We start from the raw sequence: 16,969 nt of genomic DNA, 5'->3' as shown, positions 1-16,969 counted from the left end.
ACACCAAAAGGAAAAACATGAAAAGACTGCTCGCCTGCCTGCTTGTGCCATTGACCGCCCTTGCCCTGGGTGCCTGCAAACCCGCCTCAACTTCACCCGACAGCAAACCTACCGAACTCAACTGGCAGCAGCCCAAACTCACCAGCAATGTTTGGAAAATCAGTAAAGAAGGCCAACCCGATTCCTATCTGCTCGGCACCATCCACATGGGGCAAACCAATCAAACCTTGTCTTCCGATGCCCTCAAACTGTTGCAATCCGCCGACCAACTGACCACAGAAGTTGACGCATTGCCGGACAGCAGTCCGGAAACAAAAAAAATGTATCAAAAATACTTCAAAGAAGTCATGAGTACCGAACCGCTCAGCCGCAAGCTTGGAAAAGCAGATTTCCGTCTTTTACAAGAAATCTATTCACAAAATGAAGAAAGCCGACCCATCGCCAAAATTGCCGACAAACTCCACCCGTGGGCAGCATTGGTTTTTGCCGGCAGCGCATTTCCCCAAGGATATAGCTCAGAAACCGGTGCAGATATGTTGCTGACCAACGCAGCAGTCAATATCAACAAACCGCGTGGTTCATTAGAAAGCTTGGACGAAGTTTCCGCAATCTTCAAAGCACAGCCAGAAGAAACCATGATCAACTTTCTGAAAGCCAGCATTAAAACCAATAAAGAAGAAACCGAAGATGTCAAAAAACTCCATCAAGCTTATTCAGACGGCCGCTTTGAAGAACTCATTCCACTTTTGGAAGAAACCGAACAACGCACCCTCAAACGTGTTGATACTAAGTACGCCAAAGCCATGTACGATTGGCTGAAAAACGATCTCCTGATCCGCCGCAACCAGGCATGGCTGCCTAAAATCCGCAAGCAATCCGCCAAACAAAGCACCATCTTTGCCGTCGGCATTGCCCATTTACCCAGCGAAAAAGGATTAATCGAACTATTGCGTCAAGAAGGCTATCGAGTGACGCCCGAACCCAAAGTCCTGATTTGGCAATAAATCCCAATCCAACAACAAGGCCGTCTGAAATTCTTTCTTTCAGACGGCCTTTATTTAATCTCTATTAAATGAAGCGGTAAGCAATGTTGAGCGCAAAATCAATCGCCCAATGCCGCTACCATCACCGCTTTAATCGTGTGCATCCGGTTTTCTGCCTGATCAAACACGATGCTGGCTTCGCTTTCAAAGACTTCTTCCGTTACTTCCACACCATTCAGGCCGAATGTCTCATAAATCCACTCGCCGACTTTGGTTTTGCGATTATGGAAAGCAGGCAGGCAATGCATAAACTTGACTTGCGGATTTTCCGCCGCCGCCATCAGCTCAGGCGTAACGCGGTAATCTTTCAGCAAATCGATACGTTCCTGCCACGCCTCTTTAGGCTCACCCATGCTGACCCACACATCGGTATGGATAAAATCCACGCCTTTTACGGCTTCTTTCACATTCTCTGTCAACAGAATCCGTCCACCGGTCTCTTTGGCAACAGCCTGCACCGTCTCGATAATGTTTTCAGACGGCCACAGGCTTTTCGGCGCACCGATACGCACGTCCATGCCCAGTTTCGCAGCCAACACCAGCAACGAATTGGCCATGTTGTAACGCGCATCACCGACATAGGCAAACGCAATTTGGTTCAAAGGCTTGTCGCTATGCTCGCGCATCGTCAGTGCATCAGCAAGCATTTGAGTCGGGTGGAACTCGTTGGTCAAACCATTGAACACAGGCACGCCTGCATACTTGGCCAGCTCTTCCACCACATCCTGTCCAAAGCCGCGATACTCGATGCCGTCAAACATCCGCCCTAAAACACGCGCCGTATCCTTAATGCTTTCCTTATGCCCGATTTGGCTGGCAGAAGGCTCCAGATAAGTTACTCCTGCCCCTTGGTCGCGTGCGGCCACTTCAAACGCGCAACGGGTGCGGGTCGATGTTTTCTCAAAAATCAGGGCAATGTTTTTTCCCTGCATCCGCTGCACCTCGTTTCCTGCTTTTTTAGCGGCTTTCAATTCGGCGGCAAGGTCGAGGTAGACGGTGATTTCTTCGGGCGTGAAATCCAAAAGTTTCAGGAAATGGCGGTTTTTCAGGCTCATGTCGTATTTCTCTTTTCTAGCGTGGGCGTTGCCCAACATTTTTCTCCGTGCAGATTTCGTCGGGCTTCCACCGACCTTCTGCTGCTCAATTTTTTAACGTGCGAAGCCTGCCCGAAGCATGGCCCCTTATCCTCTATCAAAACTCAAAACAAGGCCGTCTGAACCTCGCCTCGCTCCAAGGCAAGCAACGATTGTTTGCGGTTCAAACCGCCTGCGTAGCCGGTCAGTTTGCCGTCGCTGCCGATAACGCGATGGCAGGGAATCAGGATAGACACTTTGTTCTGCCCGTTGGCAGCGGCAACGGCGCGAATGGCCTTAGGATTACCCAACTGCTGTGCCTGCTCCTTGTAGCTGCGCGTTTCGCCGTAAGGAATAGTCAGCAACGCATTCCATACCTGCTGCTGAAAGGCCGTGCCTATCGTTTCCAAAGGCGTCGCAAAAACTTTCAGACGGCCTTGGAAGTATAAATCCAATTCTTGGCGCAAAAGTTGCGTTTGCTCATTTTCTTGAAAAATAAACTGTCCGTGCAAAGCTTTTTGGACAGCCGTGATTTCCTGCCCTAGCTGTTTCTGACCGACAAATTCCAGCAGACACAAACCCTTGCCACCGAACACCGCCAACATCTCGCCCAAAGGCGTGGCAAGCGCGGCTGCAGTCAGTTCGTTCGGACTATCCGGATAACGCTTTTCCAACAGTCGGATGGTTCGGCGGGTACGGACATATTCTTCAGGGGCGCAACCGATACTGTCGATAAAATCCTGCTCAAGCTGCTTGGCTTCGTGTCCCGTAAGACGCTCGTGCAGCAAGGCTTCGAAGCCGGTGGAAAAATCGGTTTCCAGTCGCTCGCGGATTTCATTCCACTTTGATGGAAGCGCATCTAAAGAAGGCAGAGTAATCATCTGCATTTACTCCCGATAATCAACAAACCCCAAACGATTACCCGACGGATCAAAAAATTCCACAGCCCATCCGGTACGAATACGGAAAGGTTCACTTAGAAAACGGATATTTCTACCCTGTAACGCCGCATACTTCGCCTGCACATCATCCACTTCAATCCACACAGCAGGTGTCATATTGGGAAATTTATTCCGCTCTTTGAGAATGATGGCAGCTTCTTCTTCACCCACCCGAAAAGCAACCATGCCACTTTCGGAAAAGTCGAATTTAACGGGCAAATCCAGTACATCTTGGTAAAAACGGCAACTGGTAGCCAGATCATCTGTAGGAAAGAAAAAATTATCGTACTTCATCATTATTTCTCCTTATCAACGAGTTGGTATCACAATATCACTTAAGAAAATTGAATGGAATGCCCTATCAATAAAAAGACTTAATAAAAATCTACCTTCCTGAAAATGTGTCCCCGTATCCATTGCCATTCTTATTATGATAAAGAATTGATTGAACCGTCGTAGGATGTTCCTTAAGGTATTGCCTCAATATATGCCGATTTTGGCGGAGTAATAACCTTTCTGTCGTTTTCAGACGGCCTTTTCACTTCAACAAGCGTTTCAACATACCCTCATACACCGCCGACAGCTTCGGAATATCTTCCAAACGTACGTTTTCGTTGATTTGGTGGATGGTCGCGTTGGACGGGCCTAATTCGATGAGTTCTTTGGCAATGGCCTTGATGAAGCGTCCGTCCGAAGTGCCGCCAGTGGTGGACAATTCGGCCTCAACGCCACAAATCTCGGCAATGGCTTCGCGTGCCACGTCGGTCAGTTTTCCTGCCTGAGTCAGGAACGGTTGGCCTGAACAAGACCACTGCAAATCGTATTGCACACCGTGTTTGTCCAAAATGGCGTGGACGCGTTGTTTCAGCCCTTCTTCGGTGGACTCGGTAGAAAAGCGGAAATTGAATTTGACGTTCAGCTCGCCTGGAATCACATTGGTCGCGCCTGTGCCGCCGTTAATATTGGAAATTTGGAAACTGGTCGGCGGGAAGTATTCGTTGCCCTCGTCCCAAACTTCCTGCGTCAGCTCCAGCAAGGCCGGAGCAAAAGTATGCACGGGATTGATGGCCAAATGCGGATAGGCAATATGGCCTTGCTTGCCTTTGACGGTCAGATTGCCCGACAACGAGCCGCGGCGGCCGTTTTTCAACATATCGCCCAATTTATCCACGGCAGTCGGTTCGCCGACGATACAGTAATCAATCAATTCGCCGCGCGCTTTCAACACATCGACGACTTTGGTCGTGCCATCCAGCGCATCGCCCTCTTCGTCCGAAGTAATCAGGAGCGCAATGCTGCCTTGATGATCGGGATGTTCGGCAACGAAACGCTCGCAGGCGGTAACGAAACAGGCAATGCTGGTTTTCATATCCGCTGCACCGCGACCATACAAACGGCCTTCACGCTCGGTCGGTTCAAACGGAGGCGAATCCCATTTTTCAACAGGACCTGTCGGCACGACGTCGGTATGTCCGGCAAAGCAGAACACCGGAGCCTGTGTACCGCGGCGCAACCAAATGTTTTTGGTGTCGCCGAAATGAAGCTCTTCTACGGCAAAACCGATTTTTTGCAGGCGTTCGGCCAGCAGTTGTTGGCAATTTTGGTCATCCGGTGTAACGGACGGGCGGGAAATCAACGCTTTGGCGAGTTCTAGGGATTGGGTTTCGGTCATTGTGTTCACTTTGAAAAACAGGCCGTCTGAAACGTTCTGAATATGATTTTCAGACGGCCTTGAGTTTATTTAAAGATACTGAATGGGCAGTTTGTCTTTCTGCGTCCTGAGTTATTTTCCATGACAAGCTTCATACAGCGGCAGTAAGTCTTCCACTGTTTCCACTATCCATTTCGCGACATCCTGCTTGCCCAAATCATCGCGTTCGATGTGTTTGCCGATACAGAAGAAATCTTTGTCGTCTCGAAGCTTTCTATCGCCGTCGCTTTGTTGGGCAACGGTACGATAATCGTCATATTCACTTTCCGCACCGTGCCACATATCGAAGGAAGCGTATTTTTCAGTATCAAAATTATCCAGCCAGCGGTTGTAATCAGGCAACGCAATAGGGGAAACATCGGCTTTATAGCAGTGCCAATCCAAGCTGACGCTCAAACGGCGGCGGTTGAGCAAAATCGATAAAATTGCTGCGGAATTTTTATATTGTTCGTATTTGAAATAGGCAAAGAAATGGGCGCGGACCTGCCAGCCGTTACACCAGCGTTCGATATGCGGCGGCGCAAACGGCGCACCCAATTCGGCGGCAACCTGCTGGATCAGCTGCTGCCATACCTGCCAGTTTTCTTTATAGTCGGCCTTAATTTGCGGAATACTTTCAGGCTGGTATTTTTTAAGCTGGGAAAATTGGAAAAAGGGAATATTGAACAAATCGCAACTTTTTGGGGTCAGCATAATATATCCTTGAGACGATTGTTTCAGACGGCCTTATTTGCGGCGGCGTGCAGCCATAATTTCGCCGATTTCGGTCAGTTTTTCCTTGGGGATAAAGGTTTTGCCCATATCAAACAGCGGCTCTTCAATCGCCAGATGAACATCATATCCTGCGACAAAGCGTTTGAACGCTTCCGCATCAGGAACATAGGCGTTGTCTGCTTCGAGTTTGGCAAATTCGGCGGATACTGCCGCCCAGTTGTTGTGCAGGCTGACATGTTGGCGCAACAGCTCGTCAACGCTTTCTTGAGCTTGCGGCGCATATTGCAATAGAAGCGGGAAGAAATTTTCTTCTTCGTCTTCATGGTGCAACGGCGCGGCAACATTAAAATATTGGGCAATCTGGCGGATGGTTTGCAAAACGATTTGATTGCAGCCGTTTTCGGCAATATAGTCCGACAACATGGCAACCTGGCTGCAGAAACGGCGCACTTTACCATGACAGGCGTACAACATTTCAATGGGTTCGGCAAAAGTAACGCTTTTGGTTTCAAACGGATTCATGGTTTTGAGGTTTTATTCTTAAATTAATGTTTCCAGATTATAACAAAACAGCCTGCGCAAGGCAGGCTGTCTGTTTTCAAGCTTAAAGCGGATTAGTCAACCAAAGTAACTTTACCGTTCATCAAAGCACCGTGACCTGGGAAGGTACAAGCGAATTTGTATTCGCCGCCGGCCAATTTAGCAGGATCCAGAGTCAGGGAAGCTTCTTCGCCGCCGCCAACCAGTTTGGTGTGGGCAACAACGCGTGCGTCGTCAGGTTTAACGTAGTCAGTTGCAGCAGCACCGGCACCGTCTTTGAAAATACCGTCCATGTCTTCGGCTTTACCGATGACGATGTTGTGACCCATGCTTTCTTTAGGTTGGGTACCGGTGTGTTTCAAAGTGATGGTGAATTCTTTACAAGCTTTGCTTACTTGGATTTCTTTAGTGTTGAACTGCATAGCGTCGTTGGCTTCAACAGTAGTCGCGCAGTTGCCGGCAGCAGGAGCGGCGGCAGCATCGGCCGGAGCAGCTTCAGATGCAGGAGCAGCATCGGCAGGTGCAGTAGTTTCTGCAGGAGCAGCTTCAGAAGCAGCGGAAGCAGCAGGTGCTTCAGCAGGTTTTGCAGCTTCTTGAGAGCATGCAGCCAAGCCGATAACGGCAGCGGAAATCAGAGCCAGATAAGCTTTCATTGATGTATCTCCTAATGATGAGAGTCTTGTTAAGTTCTATTAATAGAACCCGCGCGAATATATTAACAAAGGCAAATGCCAGACTTAAACTTATTTCACGCAGAACGATAAGAAATTCAGGCGTTATTTTGCTACAAACTTCACACGAAATCAAAGTTTCAGGCCAAGTTTACATCAGTTTACCTAAAAGAAAACAGTTACTGTTTAGGTCGTATTTCTTTAGTATTAGATGCTATCAGTCAAATGAAATAAGTTTTAACATTTATTAACCATAATCTCATTTGGCATGATTTTATCGGCTGTGTTTGCGTACCAATTCTGCCAATGCAGCTGCCAATTCGGGATGCCTGCCTTCCAATTTGGCCGCAGCCGCATCGAAGCTGTCCAAAGCGGCCTCGCTCAATCGCAAGCTGTTGGTTTTTGGCTGGGACGGAGGTTTGGGGATCACCCTGACCGCCACTTCCCGTATTCCGTCGTGCAATGCTTGCAACTTGGGCAACATGGCGGGCAGGATCATTTTCAAACGCGAAGCAGCCATATTGTTGGCGGCCAGCAAAACCAGTCTTCCGTCTTCAACACAGGCCGTCTGAAAATGCGGATGCAGGTTGACCGGCAAAACCGTTTTGATTTTTGCATCCAATTTCCGCCATTGTTGCGATTGTTGCAACAAGCCCTCCAATAAGCGGTCGCGCTTGCCCAATTGTGCTAAATCCATATATTTCAGACGGCCTTTCAGTAAATTAACCAAACCATTACAATTGAAATACGGCAAAACCGCCTTTATTTCAAACAGCATTACCGCGTTATACAAGCGCTTGTGTTAAAATCCCAATTTCGCCCACTATTATATCAAGGCGCAGGAATTATTCATGCTGACAAACATTGCTAAGAAAATCTTCGGCAGCCGCAACGACCGCCTGCTGAAACAATATCGTAAATCCGTTGCTAAAATCAATGCACTCGAAGAACAGATGAAAGCGTTGAGCGACGCGGATTTACAGGCCAAAACCGCCGAATTCAAACAACGCCTCGCTGACGGACAAACGCTAGATGATATTTTGGTTGAAGCCTTTGCCGTCTGCCGCGAGGCATCCCGCCGTGTATTGGGCATGCGCCACTTCGATGTACAACTGATCGGCGGTATGGTCCTGCACCATGGCAAAATCGCCGAAATGCGTACCGGTGAAGGTAAGACATTGGTGGCCACCCTTGCCGTTTACCTGAATGCATTGTCAGGAAAAGGTGTACACGTCGTTACCGTCAATGACTACCTCGCCTCCCGTGACGCGGGCATTATGGAGCCGTTGTACAATTTCTTAGGATTGAGTGTCGGCGTGATCGTAGCCGATTTGCAACCTTTCGAACGCCAAACCGCTTACGGTGCCGACATTACTTACGGTACCAACAACGAATTCGGCTTCGACTACCTGCGCGACAATATGGTGACCGACCAATACGACAAAGTTCAGCGCGAATTGAACTTTGCCGTTGTCGACGAAGTGGACTCCATTTTGATCGACGAAGCGCGTACGCCGCTGATTATTTCCGGCCAGGCAGATGACAACATCCAGCTCTACCGCGTGATGGATGCCGTTCCGGCCCACCTTATCCGCCAAGAAACCGAAGAAGGCGAAGGCGATTACTGGGTAGATGAAAAAGCACACCAAGTTATTCTGAGCGAAGCCGGTCACGAACACGCCGAGCAAATCCTGACCCAAATGGGCTTATTGCAGGAAAACGACTCGCTCTACTCTGCCGCCAATATTTCCCTGATGCACCACCTCATGGCGGCATTGCGTGCGCACACCCTGTTCCACAAAGACCAACACTACGTCATTCAAGACGGAGAAATCGTGATTGTGGACGAGTTCACAGGCCGTCTGATGGCCGGCCGCCGTTGGTCCGAAGGCTTGCACCAAGCCGTTGAAGCCAAGGAAGGCGTAGAAATCAAACGCGAAAACCAAACGCTTGCATCTATTACCTTCCAAAACTACTTCCGCCTGTACAGCAAACTGTCCGGCATGACCGGTACGGCCGACACCGAAGCCTTCGAGTTCCAAAGCATTTACAACCTCGAAACCGTCATCATCCCGACCAACCGTCCGGTACAACGCAAAGACTTCAACGACCAAATCTTCCGCTCGGCCGAAGAAAAATTTGAAGCCGTTGTCAAAGACATTGCTGAATGCCACAAAAACGGCCAACCGGTTTTGGTCGGCACCACCAGCATCGAAAACTCCGAACTGGTTTCCCGTTTGTTACACGAAGCCGGTCTGCCGCACAACGTTCTGAACGCCAAAGAACACGAGCGCGAGGCATTGATTGTGGCCCAAGCCGGTAAAGTCGGCGCAATTACCGTTGCCACCAACATGGCGGGCCGCGGTACCGATATTGTCTTGGGCGGCAACCTCAAACATCAAATCGAAGCCATCCACGCCGATGAAACTCTGAGCGAACAGCAAAAACAAGCGCAAATTTCCGCCCTTGAAAGCGGCTGGCAAACCGAACACGACCAAGTTGTGGCCGCAGGCGGTTTGCACATTATCGGTACGGAACGCCACGAAAGCCGCCGTATCGACAACCAATTGCGCGGTCGTGCAGGCCGTCAGGGTGACCCAGGCTCTAGCCGTTTCTACCTGTCGTTTGAAGACCCATTATTGCGCCTCTTTGCTCTCGACCGTGCCGCCGCCATCCTCAACCGCCTGGCACCCGAGCGCGGCGTTGCCATCGAACACGGCCTGCTGACCCGTCAAATCGAAGGCGCGCAACGTAAAGTCGAAGGCCGCAACTTCGATATGCGTAAACAGGTTTTGGAATACGATGACGTTGCCAACGACCAACGTAAAGTGATTTACCATCAACGTAACGAAATCCTGACGACTAAAGACGTCAGCGATTTGACTCGCGAAATCCGCGCCGACGTTATCAGCGACTTGGTTGATTACCACATTCCGCCTGACAGCATGGAAGAGCAATGGGACATTCCGGCACTTGAGCACCAACTTGCCGCCGATTTCCGCCTGCATGTCGATATTAAAGGCTGGCTGAAAGAAGACAGCACTTTGGACAACCAAGACATTAAAGAGCGTCTCATCAAACGCATCGAAGACGAATATGCTGAGAAAGTCGAATTGGTCGGCAAACAAGCCATGTCGGATTTCGAACGCAACGTTATGCTGCAAGTTATCGACAACCAATGGCGCGAACACCTCGCCGCCATGGACTACCTGCGCCAAGGCATTCATCTGCGCAGCTATGCTCAGAAAAATCCGAAACAAGAATACAAACGTGAAGCTTTCATCATGTTTGAAAACCTGTGGCGCAGCATCAAACAAAACATTGCCGCTTTGCTGACTGCCGTTCAAATCGAGCGCAACAGCGAATACGACCACACCGCCGCACAAAGCGTCAGCGATGTTCAAACCGTCCACTCCGACGCGCCCGATATGGAAGAATTGCTCGGCCAATCGCAAACCGATTTGGTGACCGAAGCATTCGATCCTGACGGTACCGACTTCAGCCCTGAAGCGCTTGCACAAAACGGCCTGATTGTTCACCGCAACGATCCTTGCCCTTGCGGCAGCGGCCTGAAATACAAACAGTGCCACGGTAAATTGAACTAAGCAGTCAATTCAAAAGGCCGTCTGAACAATGAAACGAGAATCTTTGATTTCGTTCTCACGTCTGTTCAGACGGCCTGAGAATTATCCAAACAAAAAATTTCCAAACCCAATTTCAAAAGAGTATCCCTATGGCAGGCAATACTTTCGGACAAATCTTTACCGTTACCACTTTCGGCGAAAGCCACGGCGCAGGCTTGGGCTGCATCATCGACGGCTGTCCGCCCGGATTAGAATTGAGCGAAGCGGATATCCAATTTGACCTTGACCGCCGAAAACCCGGCACCAGCCGCCACGTTACCCAACGCCGCGAAGCCGACCAAGTCGAAATCCTCTCCGGCGTATTCGAAGGCAAAACCACCGGCACTCCTATCGCCCTCCTGATCCGTAATACCGACCAACGCAGCAAAGACTATGGCAATATCGCCACCAGTTTCCGTCCCGGCCATGCCGATTACACCTACTGGCACAAATATGGCACACGCGACTACCGCGGCGGCGGTAGAAGTTCCGCCCGCGAAACCGCCGCACGTGTTGCCGCGGGAGCAGTCGCTAAAAAATGGCTGAAAGAAAAATTCGGCACGGAAATTACCGCCTACGTCACCCAAGTCGGTGAAAAAGAAATCCAGTTTGAAGGTTACGAATATATTTCCCAAAATCCTTTTTTTGCCGCCAACCAAAGCCAAATTGAGGACTTGGAAAACTATATGGACAGCGTACGCAAAGCATTGGACTCTGTCGGCGCAAAACTGCATATCGAAGCGGCTAACGTCCCCGTCGGCTTGGGCGAACCGGTTTTTGACCGCCTCGATGCAGAAATTGCCTATGCCATGATGGGCATCAATGCCGTCAAAGGCGTAGAAATCGGCGCAGGTTTTGATAGCGTAACGCAACGCGGCAGCGAGCATGGCGACGAGCTCACACCTCAAGGTTTTCTATCCAATCACTCAGGCGGCATCTTGGGCGGCATCAGCACCGGGCAAGACATTCATGTGAATATTGCCATCAAACCGACCAGCTCCATCGCCACACCGCGCCGCAGCATCGATATAGAAGGCAATCCTGTCGAGCTTGCCACACACGGCCGCCACGACCCCTGCGTCGGATTACGCGCTGCTCCGATTGCCGAAGCCATGCTGGCATTGGTCTTGATTGACCACGCCTTACGCCATCGTGCACAAAATGCCGATGTACAGGTCAATACACCGGACATCGCCAAACTGGGAAAATAACCGTTTATTTCTGAATATTCTCAGAAAAATTTAGCCAAATCACAGTCTTTATACTACAATAGCACCTTATTGCCGTATGAAGAAAATACGGATTTAGATTAGAGGAATACAACCGCAATGGCACAAGAAACCGCTTTGGGCGCTGCGCTGAAATCTGCCGTCCAAACCATGAGCAAGAAAAAACAAACAGACATGATTGCCGACCACATTTACGGCAAATATGATGTGTTCAAACGATTCAAACCGTTGGCTGTCGGCATCGACCAAGATTTGGTTGCCGCCCTGCCCCAATACGACCCTGCACTGATTGCACGCGTACTGGCCAACCACTGCCGCCGCCCACGCTATCTGAAAGCCTTGGCCCGTGGCGGCAAACGTTTCGACCTGAACAACCGCTTCAAAGGCGAAGTCAGCGCAGAAGAGCAAACCATCGCCCAACAGCATCCTGCCGTTCAACAGGCATTGGCTGCACAAGCCGAACGCCAAGCCGCTAAAGCTGCCGCTGAAGCAGAAGTGGCTCCTACTCAAGCTGAGGAGACCAACAACGCTGCTGAATAATGTTCAGACGGCCTGTTATAGCTTGTTCTAAATAAAGACCCCGATTCAATGACTTTCTTTAATGTCGTTGAATTGGGTTTTTTATTGCCTTAACCTTATAGTGGACTGATTAAAAATAGCTTTGTTTGCCCTCACCAAACCAAGTTTTGAAACCAAAAATCTTTTCTAAAATATTCCCAATAAGGTATTTCTCTATCACCTTGATTATTCTTGTATCAGTTCAAACATTGAAAAGCATGATTTATGCATCGTTAAAACAAACTAAAATCTATCCTTTACAAAAATAAGCAAAGGCCGTCTGAAATCTATCTTTCAGACGGCCTTTTTCAATCAAGTAGTCTTAAAACACGGCCTGCAAAACCAAATAGCTGACAACAGACAAAACGGCAGCAGCAGGCAAGGTAATGACCCAAGCAAGGCCGATCGGTTTCATCAATTTCCAGTTGGCATTGCGGTTAACCAAGCCGATACCCAAAACGGCACCTACCAAGATATGGGTACTGGAAACAGGCAAGCCCATAAATGATGCGGCCATCACAACGGCGGCGGCAGAAAGCTCTGCAGAAAAACCTGACGCAGGGTGCATTTCCGCCAAGCTGGTCCCTACGGTTTTAATCACTTCTTTACCAACAAACCACAAACCGACGATCAAAGCGATACCGAAAGTCAACATAGCAATCGGCGGCACGGCGTTTTGAGCAGTAATGCTGTTGGTACGCAGCACATCCATAATCGCGGCAAACGGACCAATCGCATTGGCAATATCGTTCGCACCATGGCTGAATGCGAAACCGCAAGCGGTAAATACCTGCATCCATGAGAACATTTGGAAAGTCGATTTATCCAAATCTTTGCGTTTCAAACTTTTGGCAAATACAAACGTACCCATCCAAATAGCCGCACCGATCATGAAAATGGTCAGGAAGCTGTTGACATTGCTCATGCCCAAATGCAGATTTTTCAGACCTTTGAAAATCAACATGGCCGCAATCATCATACCGCCGACAGAAGCAATAAACGGCACCCAGGAATGCAGGGCTTTGTAAGAATCCACTTCACCCTTACGGCTGTCAAAGCGGTACAGGCCGCGATAATACTCAGACTGCAACTCTTCGGGATCAAAGTCCGGCTCATCATAAATTTGGGCATCGTGCGCCATTTTGGTGGCGTATTCGACTTTTTCAGATTCACTTAAGGCCTCAAAAAACTGGCGGTGCTCTTCTTTATAGGCTTTCTTCTCCAGTTTGATGCCTTTCAGCGTATTGCCGGCCCAAGAGTTGTAATCCAAAACATTTTTCTTAATTCGTGAAAACAACAGATAGGAAACGATGCCGCCCAAAACCGGGGACAAAATCCAAGATAAGGCAATCTCGCCCAATTTATCCCACTGAATCAATGCAACGGAATCTACGCCGTTTAACGTCGCCATGCACAATGCACTACCGACAATACCGCCGATAATGGCATGCGTTGTCGAGACAGGAAGGCCTTTGTGCGACGCAAAAAGCAGCCACAATGCCGCAGCCAAAAGCGCAGACATCATAATAAAGACAAACTGCATCGGATCCAAATGCATCGCATTCAAATCGACAATACCCTTGCGGATGGTATCTGTCACCTCGCCGCCGGCAATCACTGCGCCGCTGACTTCAAATACTGCCGCAATCAGCAAAGCTTGCGGAATGGTCAATGTGCCGGAGCCGACACTTGTACCAAAAGAGTTGGCAATATCGTTACCGCCCACATTAAACGCCATGAAGACGCCGAAAAAGGTGGCAAGGATAAACAGGCCGGAGTGGTTGTAATGGGTATAACCCAGGCCCCAATAAATAAAATAGCCGACCATGCTCACAAGCATAGCGGCGAAAGCCGTATTAATCAGCTTCAAGTTCGCACTCGACTGAGTTTGAGCCATGGAAAGTTTCCTTTTGGAAAACATGTTGAGTCGCGCTATTTTAACCTCTTTGTAATCTTTCTTGCACCAACTATTTACATTAAACGCCGAAATTCCCGTAAAAACGTCAAAAGGCGTTAAAATGTCATTTTACCTTCCCTTTCTGTAACCGAAATGCAACCCCAATACTATATCGGCATCATGTCCGGAACCAGCATGGACGGTGCCGATGCCGTACTGATTCAAATGCAGGGCAAACAATGGCAACGCGCCGTCGCCCACAGTTTTCTACCCTATTCAGACGGCCTGCGCCAAGAATTGTTGGCACTGCAAGACATAGGCGAAAATGAATTGCATAGAAGCAATATCCTGGCGCAAACACTCAGCCGCCTATACGCCCAAACCGTACAGCAACTGTTGACAGAGCAAAACCTGTCTGCCAAAGACATTGCCGCAACCGGCTGCCACGGACAAACCATCCGCCACGCGCCTGAACACGGTTACAGCATTCAACTGGTCAACCTCTCGCTTTTAGCCGAGCTGACCGGCATTTTCACGGTCGGAGACTTCCGCAGCCGCGACCTTGCCTGCAACGGCCAAGGTGCGCCCCTCGTCCCAGCCTTTCACGAAGCACTGTTTCGAGATGCGAATGAAACCCGAGCCGTACTCAATATTGGCGGCATTTCCAATATCAGCATCCTCCCGCCCGACAGCCCTTCTTTCGGCTTCGATACCGGCCCCGGCAATATGCTGATGGATGCATGGATGCAACATATTTGGCAGCAGCCTTACGACAAAAACGGGGAAAAAGCCGCACAAGGCGAAATCCTCCCTGACCTGCTCGCTTCCCTGCTCGACCATCCTTATTTCAGCCGCCCTTATCCCAAAAGCACAGGCCGAGAGTTGTTTTCCCTAAGCTGGCTTCAAGGCCGTCTGAAAGGTGATGAAAAGCCGGAAGACGTAATGCGCACATTGGTCTTTTATACTGCACAAACCATTTTTGATGCGACCAAACAAGCTGCCCCGGCGATTCATCATCTTTATATCTGTGGTGGTGGCATCCGCAATCCGGTGTTAATGCAAGACTTAGAAACCCTGTTTTCTCCCGACACCCAATTGCACAGCACAGCCAAGCTCCATCTTGACCCACAATGGGTCGAAGCCGCCGCTTTTGCCTGGCTTGCCGCCTGTTGGTGCAATCAAATTCCAAGTAATCCCCACCATGCAACCGGCGCACATTCACACCGGATTTTAGGCTCTGGACATTACGGTAACTAAAGTCGGATAAATAAAAAGGCCGTCTGAACATTTTCAGACGGCCTTTACCATACTAACTCTTCACTTATTCCTCTTCCGGCAAACGGTTGATTTTCACACGGGCAATCCGTTGTCCGTCTTTTTCAACCACTTCAAAACGCCAACCGTGATAATCGATGAAATCGCCCACATCAGGAATACTTTGCAACTCTTCCATAATCAAGCCGGCAACGGTATGAAAGTCAACGTCTTCCTCTTGGGCAGGCAAATTTAATTGAGAAGCCAATTCCACATACTCCAATGCACCATCCACAGACAGCGTTTCATCCTGACTGGCTGGAGCAGCTTCTTCTTCCTCACGCTCGAATTCCTCGGGGAATTCCCCGGCAATGGTTTCCAACAAATCTTTCATGGTCACCATACCCAACACTGCACCAAACTCATCCACCACCAAGGCATAATCCGCGCTGCTTTGACGGAACAATTCAATCGCATTCAATGCCGTCGTACTGTCCGGCAAAATCAACGGCTGGCGCAAGGCCGTCTGAATATTGATTTCTCCCGATTCAAGCAGCTGGTTCAGCAAATCTTTTTTACTGATATAGCCCAAAGGCTCATCTACACCTGCCTTACCGACAACCAACAAACGGCTATACGGCGTATTTTTCAACTGCGCATTTTGCTCTTCCCGACTTTGGGAAATATCCAATTTCTCAATTTCCCGACGCGGAATCATCACACCCATAATCGGACGCTCCGCCAAAGTCAGCACGCTGCGAATCATGGATTTTTCGTTTTCTTCAAAATGCTCGTCATCGCCGCCGTTATCGCCTGCTTTTGCCAAAATGCTTTCGCGGATACCCATCATGCCCAACACATTTTCAGCGGTGCGCTTACGCCAAGAAGTGCTGATGTAGTCATTTTTGCGGGCATTCTTTTGCGAAACCTGATTAAACAGTTCGATCAAAATCGAGAAGCCGATCGCCGCATACAAATAGCCTTTCGGAATATGGAAATGGAAGGCTTCCGCAATCAGGCTGAAACCAATCATCAACAAGAAACCCAAACACAACATCACTACGGTCGGATGCTTGTCCACAAAGGCGGTCAACAGTTTGCTGGCGGAAATCATCACCGTCATCGCCACAACCACTGCACCCATTGCCACCACAATATGATCCACCATCGCCACTGCCGTAATAACAGAATCGATAGAGAAAACCGCATCCAAAATCAAGATTTGCGCCACAACACCCCAAAAAGAAGAATGCTTCTTCTGCCCTTCAGCAACCGCAAATTGATTGTGGCCTTCAAGGCGTTCGTGCAGCTCGGTAGTCGCTTTATAAAGCAGGAAAATACCGCCGGCAAACATAATCATGTCTTTACCGGAAATCTCCAAGCCGCCCAGCTCAAACAAAGGACGCGTCAGCGTCATGATGTGCGCCATAAAGCCCAGCATGAAAATCCGAATAACGACAGCCAAACCCAAGCCCGTTATCCGCGCCCTATCCCGTTGCGACGGTTTGACCTTGTTTGCCAAAATTGCTACGAAAACAAGGTTATCAATACCTAAAACAACTTCCAAAACCAGAAGCGTGGCAAAGCCTATCCAAGTATGCGGCTCGGCCAACCAACTGAAATCCATAATGATTGCGTTCCTTTAAAATACAAAAAGGCAGCCGTTCCGCTTAAAACGGACAGACTGCCAAATTTCGGGCATAAATAAAGGGAAA

Annotated in this window: 15 protein-coding genes; 5 read left to right on the top strand and 10 right to left on the bottom strand. The window is 49.3% G+C overall.

Annotated elements, in window-relative coordinates:
* Positions 1–17 precede the first annotated feature (17 nt).
* Complete coding sequence (locus ACTHUT_RS00210) at positions 18–1,004, top strand: TraB/GumN family protein (protein WP_440386107.1); 987 nt, start codon at positions 18–20, stop codon at positions 1,002–1,004.
* A 98-nt stretch (positions 1,005–1,102) separates the two neighbouring features.
* Here the strand turns inward: ACTHUT_RS00210 and argF are convergent, their stop codons facing one another.
* The 8 genes from argF to ACTHUT_RS00170 form a co-directional block, all read right to left on the bottom strand.
* Positions 1,103–2,098: an ornithine carbamoyltransferase gene (gene argF / locus ACTHUT_RS00205; RefSeq protein ID WP_314060558.1), complete on the bottom strand. Its 996-nt coding sequence runs from the start codon at positions 2,096–2,098 to the stop codon at positions 1,103–1,105.
* A gap of 143 nt (positions 2,099–2,241) precedes the next feature.
* Positions 2,242–2,997 carry a methylated-DNA--[protein]-cysteine S-methyltransferase gene (locus tag ACTHUT_RS00200; protein ID WP_440386159.1) on the bottom strand — a complete coding sequence of 252 codons (756 nt, stop codon included), beginning with the start codon at positions 2,995–2,997 and terminating at the stop codon, positions 2,242–2,244.
* 6 nt (positions 2,998–3,003) lie between these two features.
* Positions 3,004–3,354 (bottom strand): VOC family protein, encoded by a 351-nt coding sequence (locus ACTHUT_RS00195; protein ID WP_440386106.1) that lies wholly within the window; start codon positions 3,352–3,354, stop codon positions 3,004–3,006.
* A 241-nt stretch (positions 3,355–3,595) separates the two neighbouring features.
* Positions 3,596–4,729, bottom strand: a complete 1,134-nt coding sequence (gene dapE / locus ACTHUT_RS00190) for a succinyl-diaminopimelate desuccinylase (RefSeq protein WP_440386105.1) — start codon at positions 4,727–4,729, stop codon at positions 3,596–3,598.
* Positions 4,730–4,840: 111 nt separating this feature from the next.
* Positions 4,841–5,461 (bottom strand): glucose-6-phosphate 1-dehydrogenase family protein, encoded by a 621-nt coding sequence (locus tag ACTHUT_RS00185; protein WP_004519621.1) that lies wholly within the window; start codon positions 5,459–5,461, stop codon positions 4,841–4,843.
* Positions 5,462–5,494: 33 nt separating this feature from the next.
* Positions 5,495–6,004 carry a hemerythrin domain-containing protein gene (locus tag ACTHUT_RS00180; RefSeq protein ID WP_070836867.1) on the bottom strand — a complete coding sequence of 170 codons (510 nt, stop codon included), beginning with the start codon at positions 6,002–6,004 and terminating at the stop codon, positions 5,495–5,497.
* A 92-nt stretch (positions 6,005–6,096) separates the two neighbouring features.
* Positions 6,097–6,675 (bottom strand): azurin, encoded by a 579-nt coding sequence (azu, locus tag ACTHUT_RS00175; RefSeq protein WP_003748712.1) that lies wholly within the window; start codon positions 6,673–6,675, stop codon positions 6,097–6,099.
* A gap of 292 nt (positions 6,676–6,967) precedes the next feature.
* On the bottom strand, positions 6,968–7,390 hold the full coding sequence (locus tag ACTHUT_RS00170; protein ID WP_440386104.1) for a DciA family protein: 423 nt from the start codon (positions 7,388–7,390) through the stop codon (positions 6,968–6,970).
* A gap of 154 nt (positions 7,391–7,544) precedes the next feature.
* On the opposite strand from ACTHUT_RS00170, the gene secA reads away from it, so the two are divergent.
* The 3 genes from secA (at position 7,545) to ACTHUT_RS00155 (ending at position 12,085) form a co-directional block, all read left to right on the top strand.
* Positions 7,545–10,298 (top strand): preprotein translocase subunit SecA, encoded by a 2,754-nt coding sequence (gene secA, locus ACTHUT_RS00165; RefSeq protein WP_188213527.1) that lies wholly within the window; start codon positions 7,545–7,547, stop codon positions 10,296–10,298.
* A gap of 128 nt (positions 10,299–10,426) precedes the next feature.
* On the top strand, positions 10,427–11,527 hold the full coding sequence (gene aroC / locus ACTHUT_RS00160) for a chorismate synthase (protein ID WP_440386103.1): 1,101 nt from the start codon (positions 10,427–10,429) through the stop codon (positions 11,525–11,527).
* A gap of 117 nt (positions 11,528–11,644) precedes the next feature.
* Positions 11,645–12,085, top strand: a complete 441-nt coding sequence (locus ACTHUT_RS00155; protein ID WP_003748722.1) for a ProQ/FINO family protein — start codon at positions 11,645–11,647, stop codon at positions 12,083–12,085.
* Between the two features lie 340 nt (positions 12,086–12,425).
* Here the strand turns inward: ACTHUT_RS00155 and ACTHUT_RS00150 are convergent, their stop codons facing one another.
* Complete coding sequence (locus ACTHUT_RS00150) at positions 12,426–14,000, bottom strand: inorganic phosphate transporter (protein WP_003748724.1); 1,575 nt, start codon at positions 13,998–14,000, stop codon at positions 12,426–12,428.
* A 153-nt stretch (positions 14,001–14,153) separates the two neighbouring features.
* On the opposite strand from ACTHUT_RS00150, the gene ACTHUT_RS00145 reads away from it, so the two are divergent.
* A complete protein-coding gene (locus ACTHUT_RS00145; RefSeq protein ID WP_440386102.1) occupies positions 14,154–15,257 on the top strand; it encodes an anhydro-N-acetylmuramic acid kinase in 1,104 nt (367 codons plus the stop codon).
* A gap of 64 nt (positions 15,258–15,321) precedes the next feature.
* On the opposite strand, the gene ACTHUT_RS00140 is transcribed toward ACTHUT_RS00145, so the two are convergent.
* Positions 15,322–16,881, bottom strand: a complete 1,560-nt coding sequence (locus tag ACTHUT_RS00140; protein WP_440386100.1) for a TerC family protein — start codon at positions 16,879–16,881, stop codon at positions 15,322–15,324.
* Positions 16,882–16,969 lie beyond the last annotated feature (88 nt).

The organism is Neisseria sp. P0022.S010 (assembly GCF_051956635.1).
This window is presented reverse-complemented; position numbering and strand designations above follow the sequence as displayed.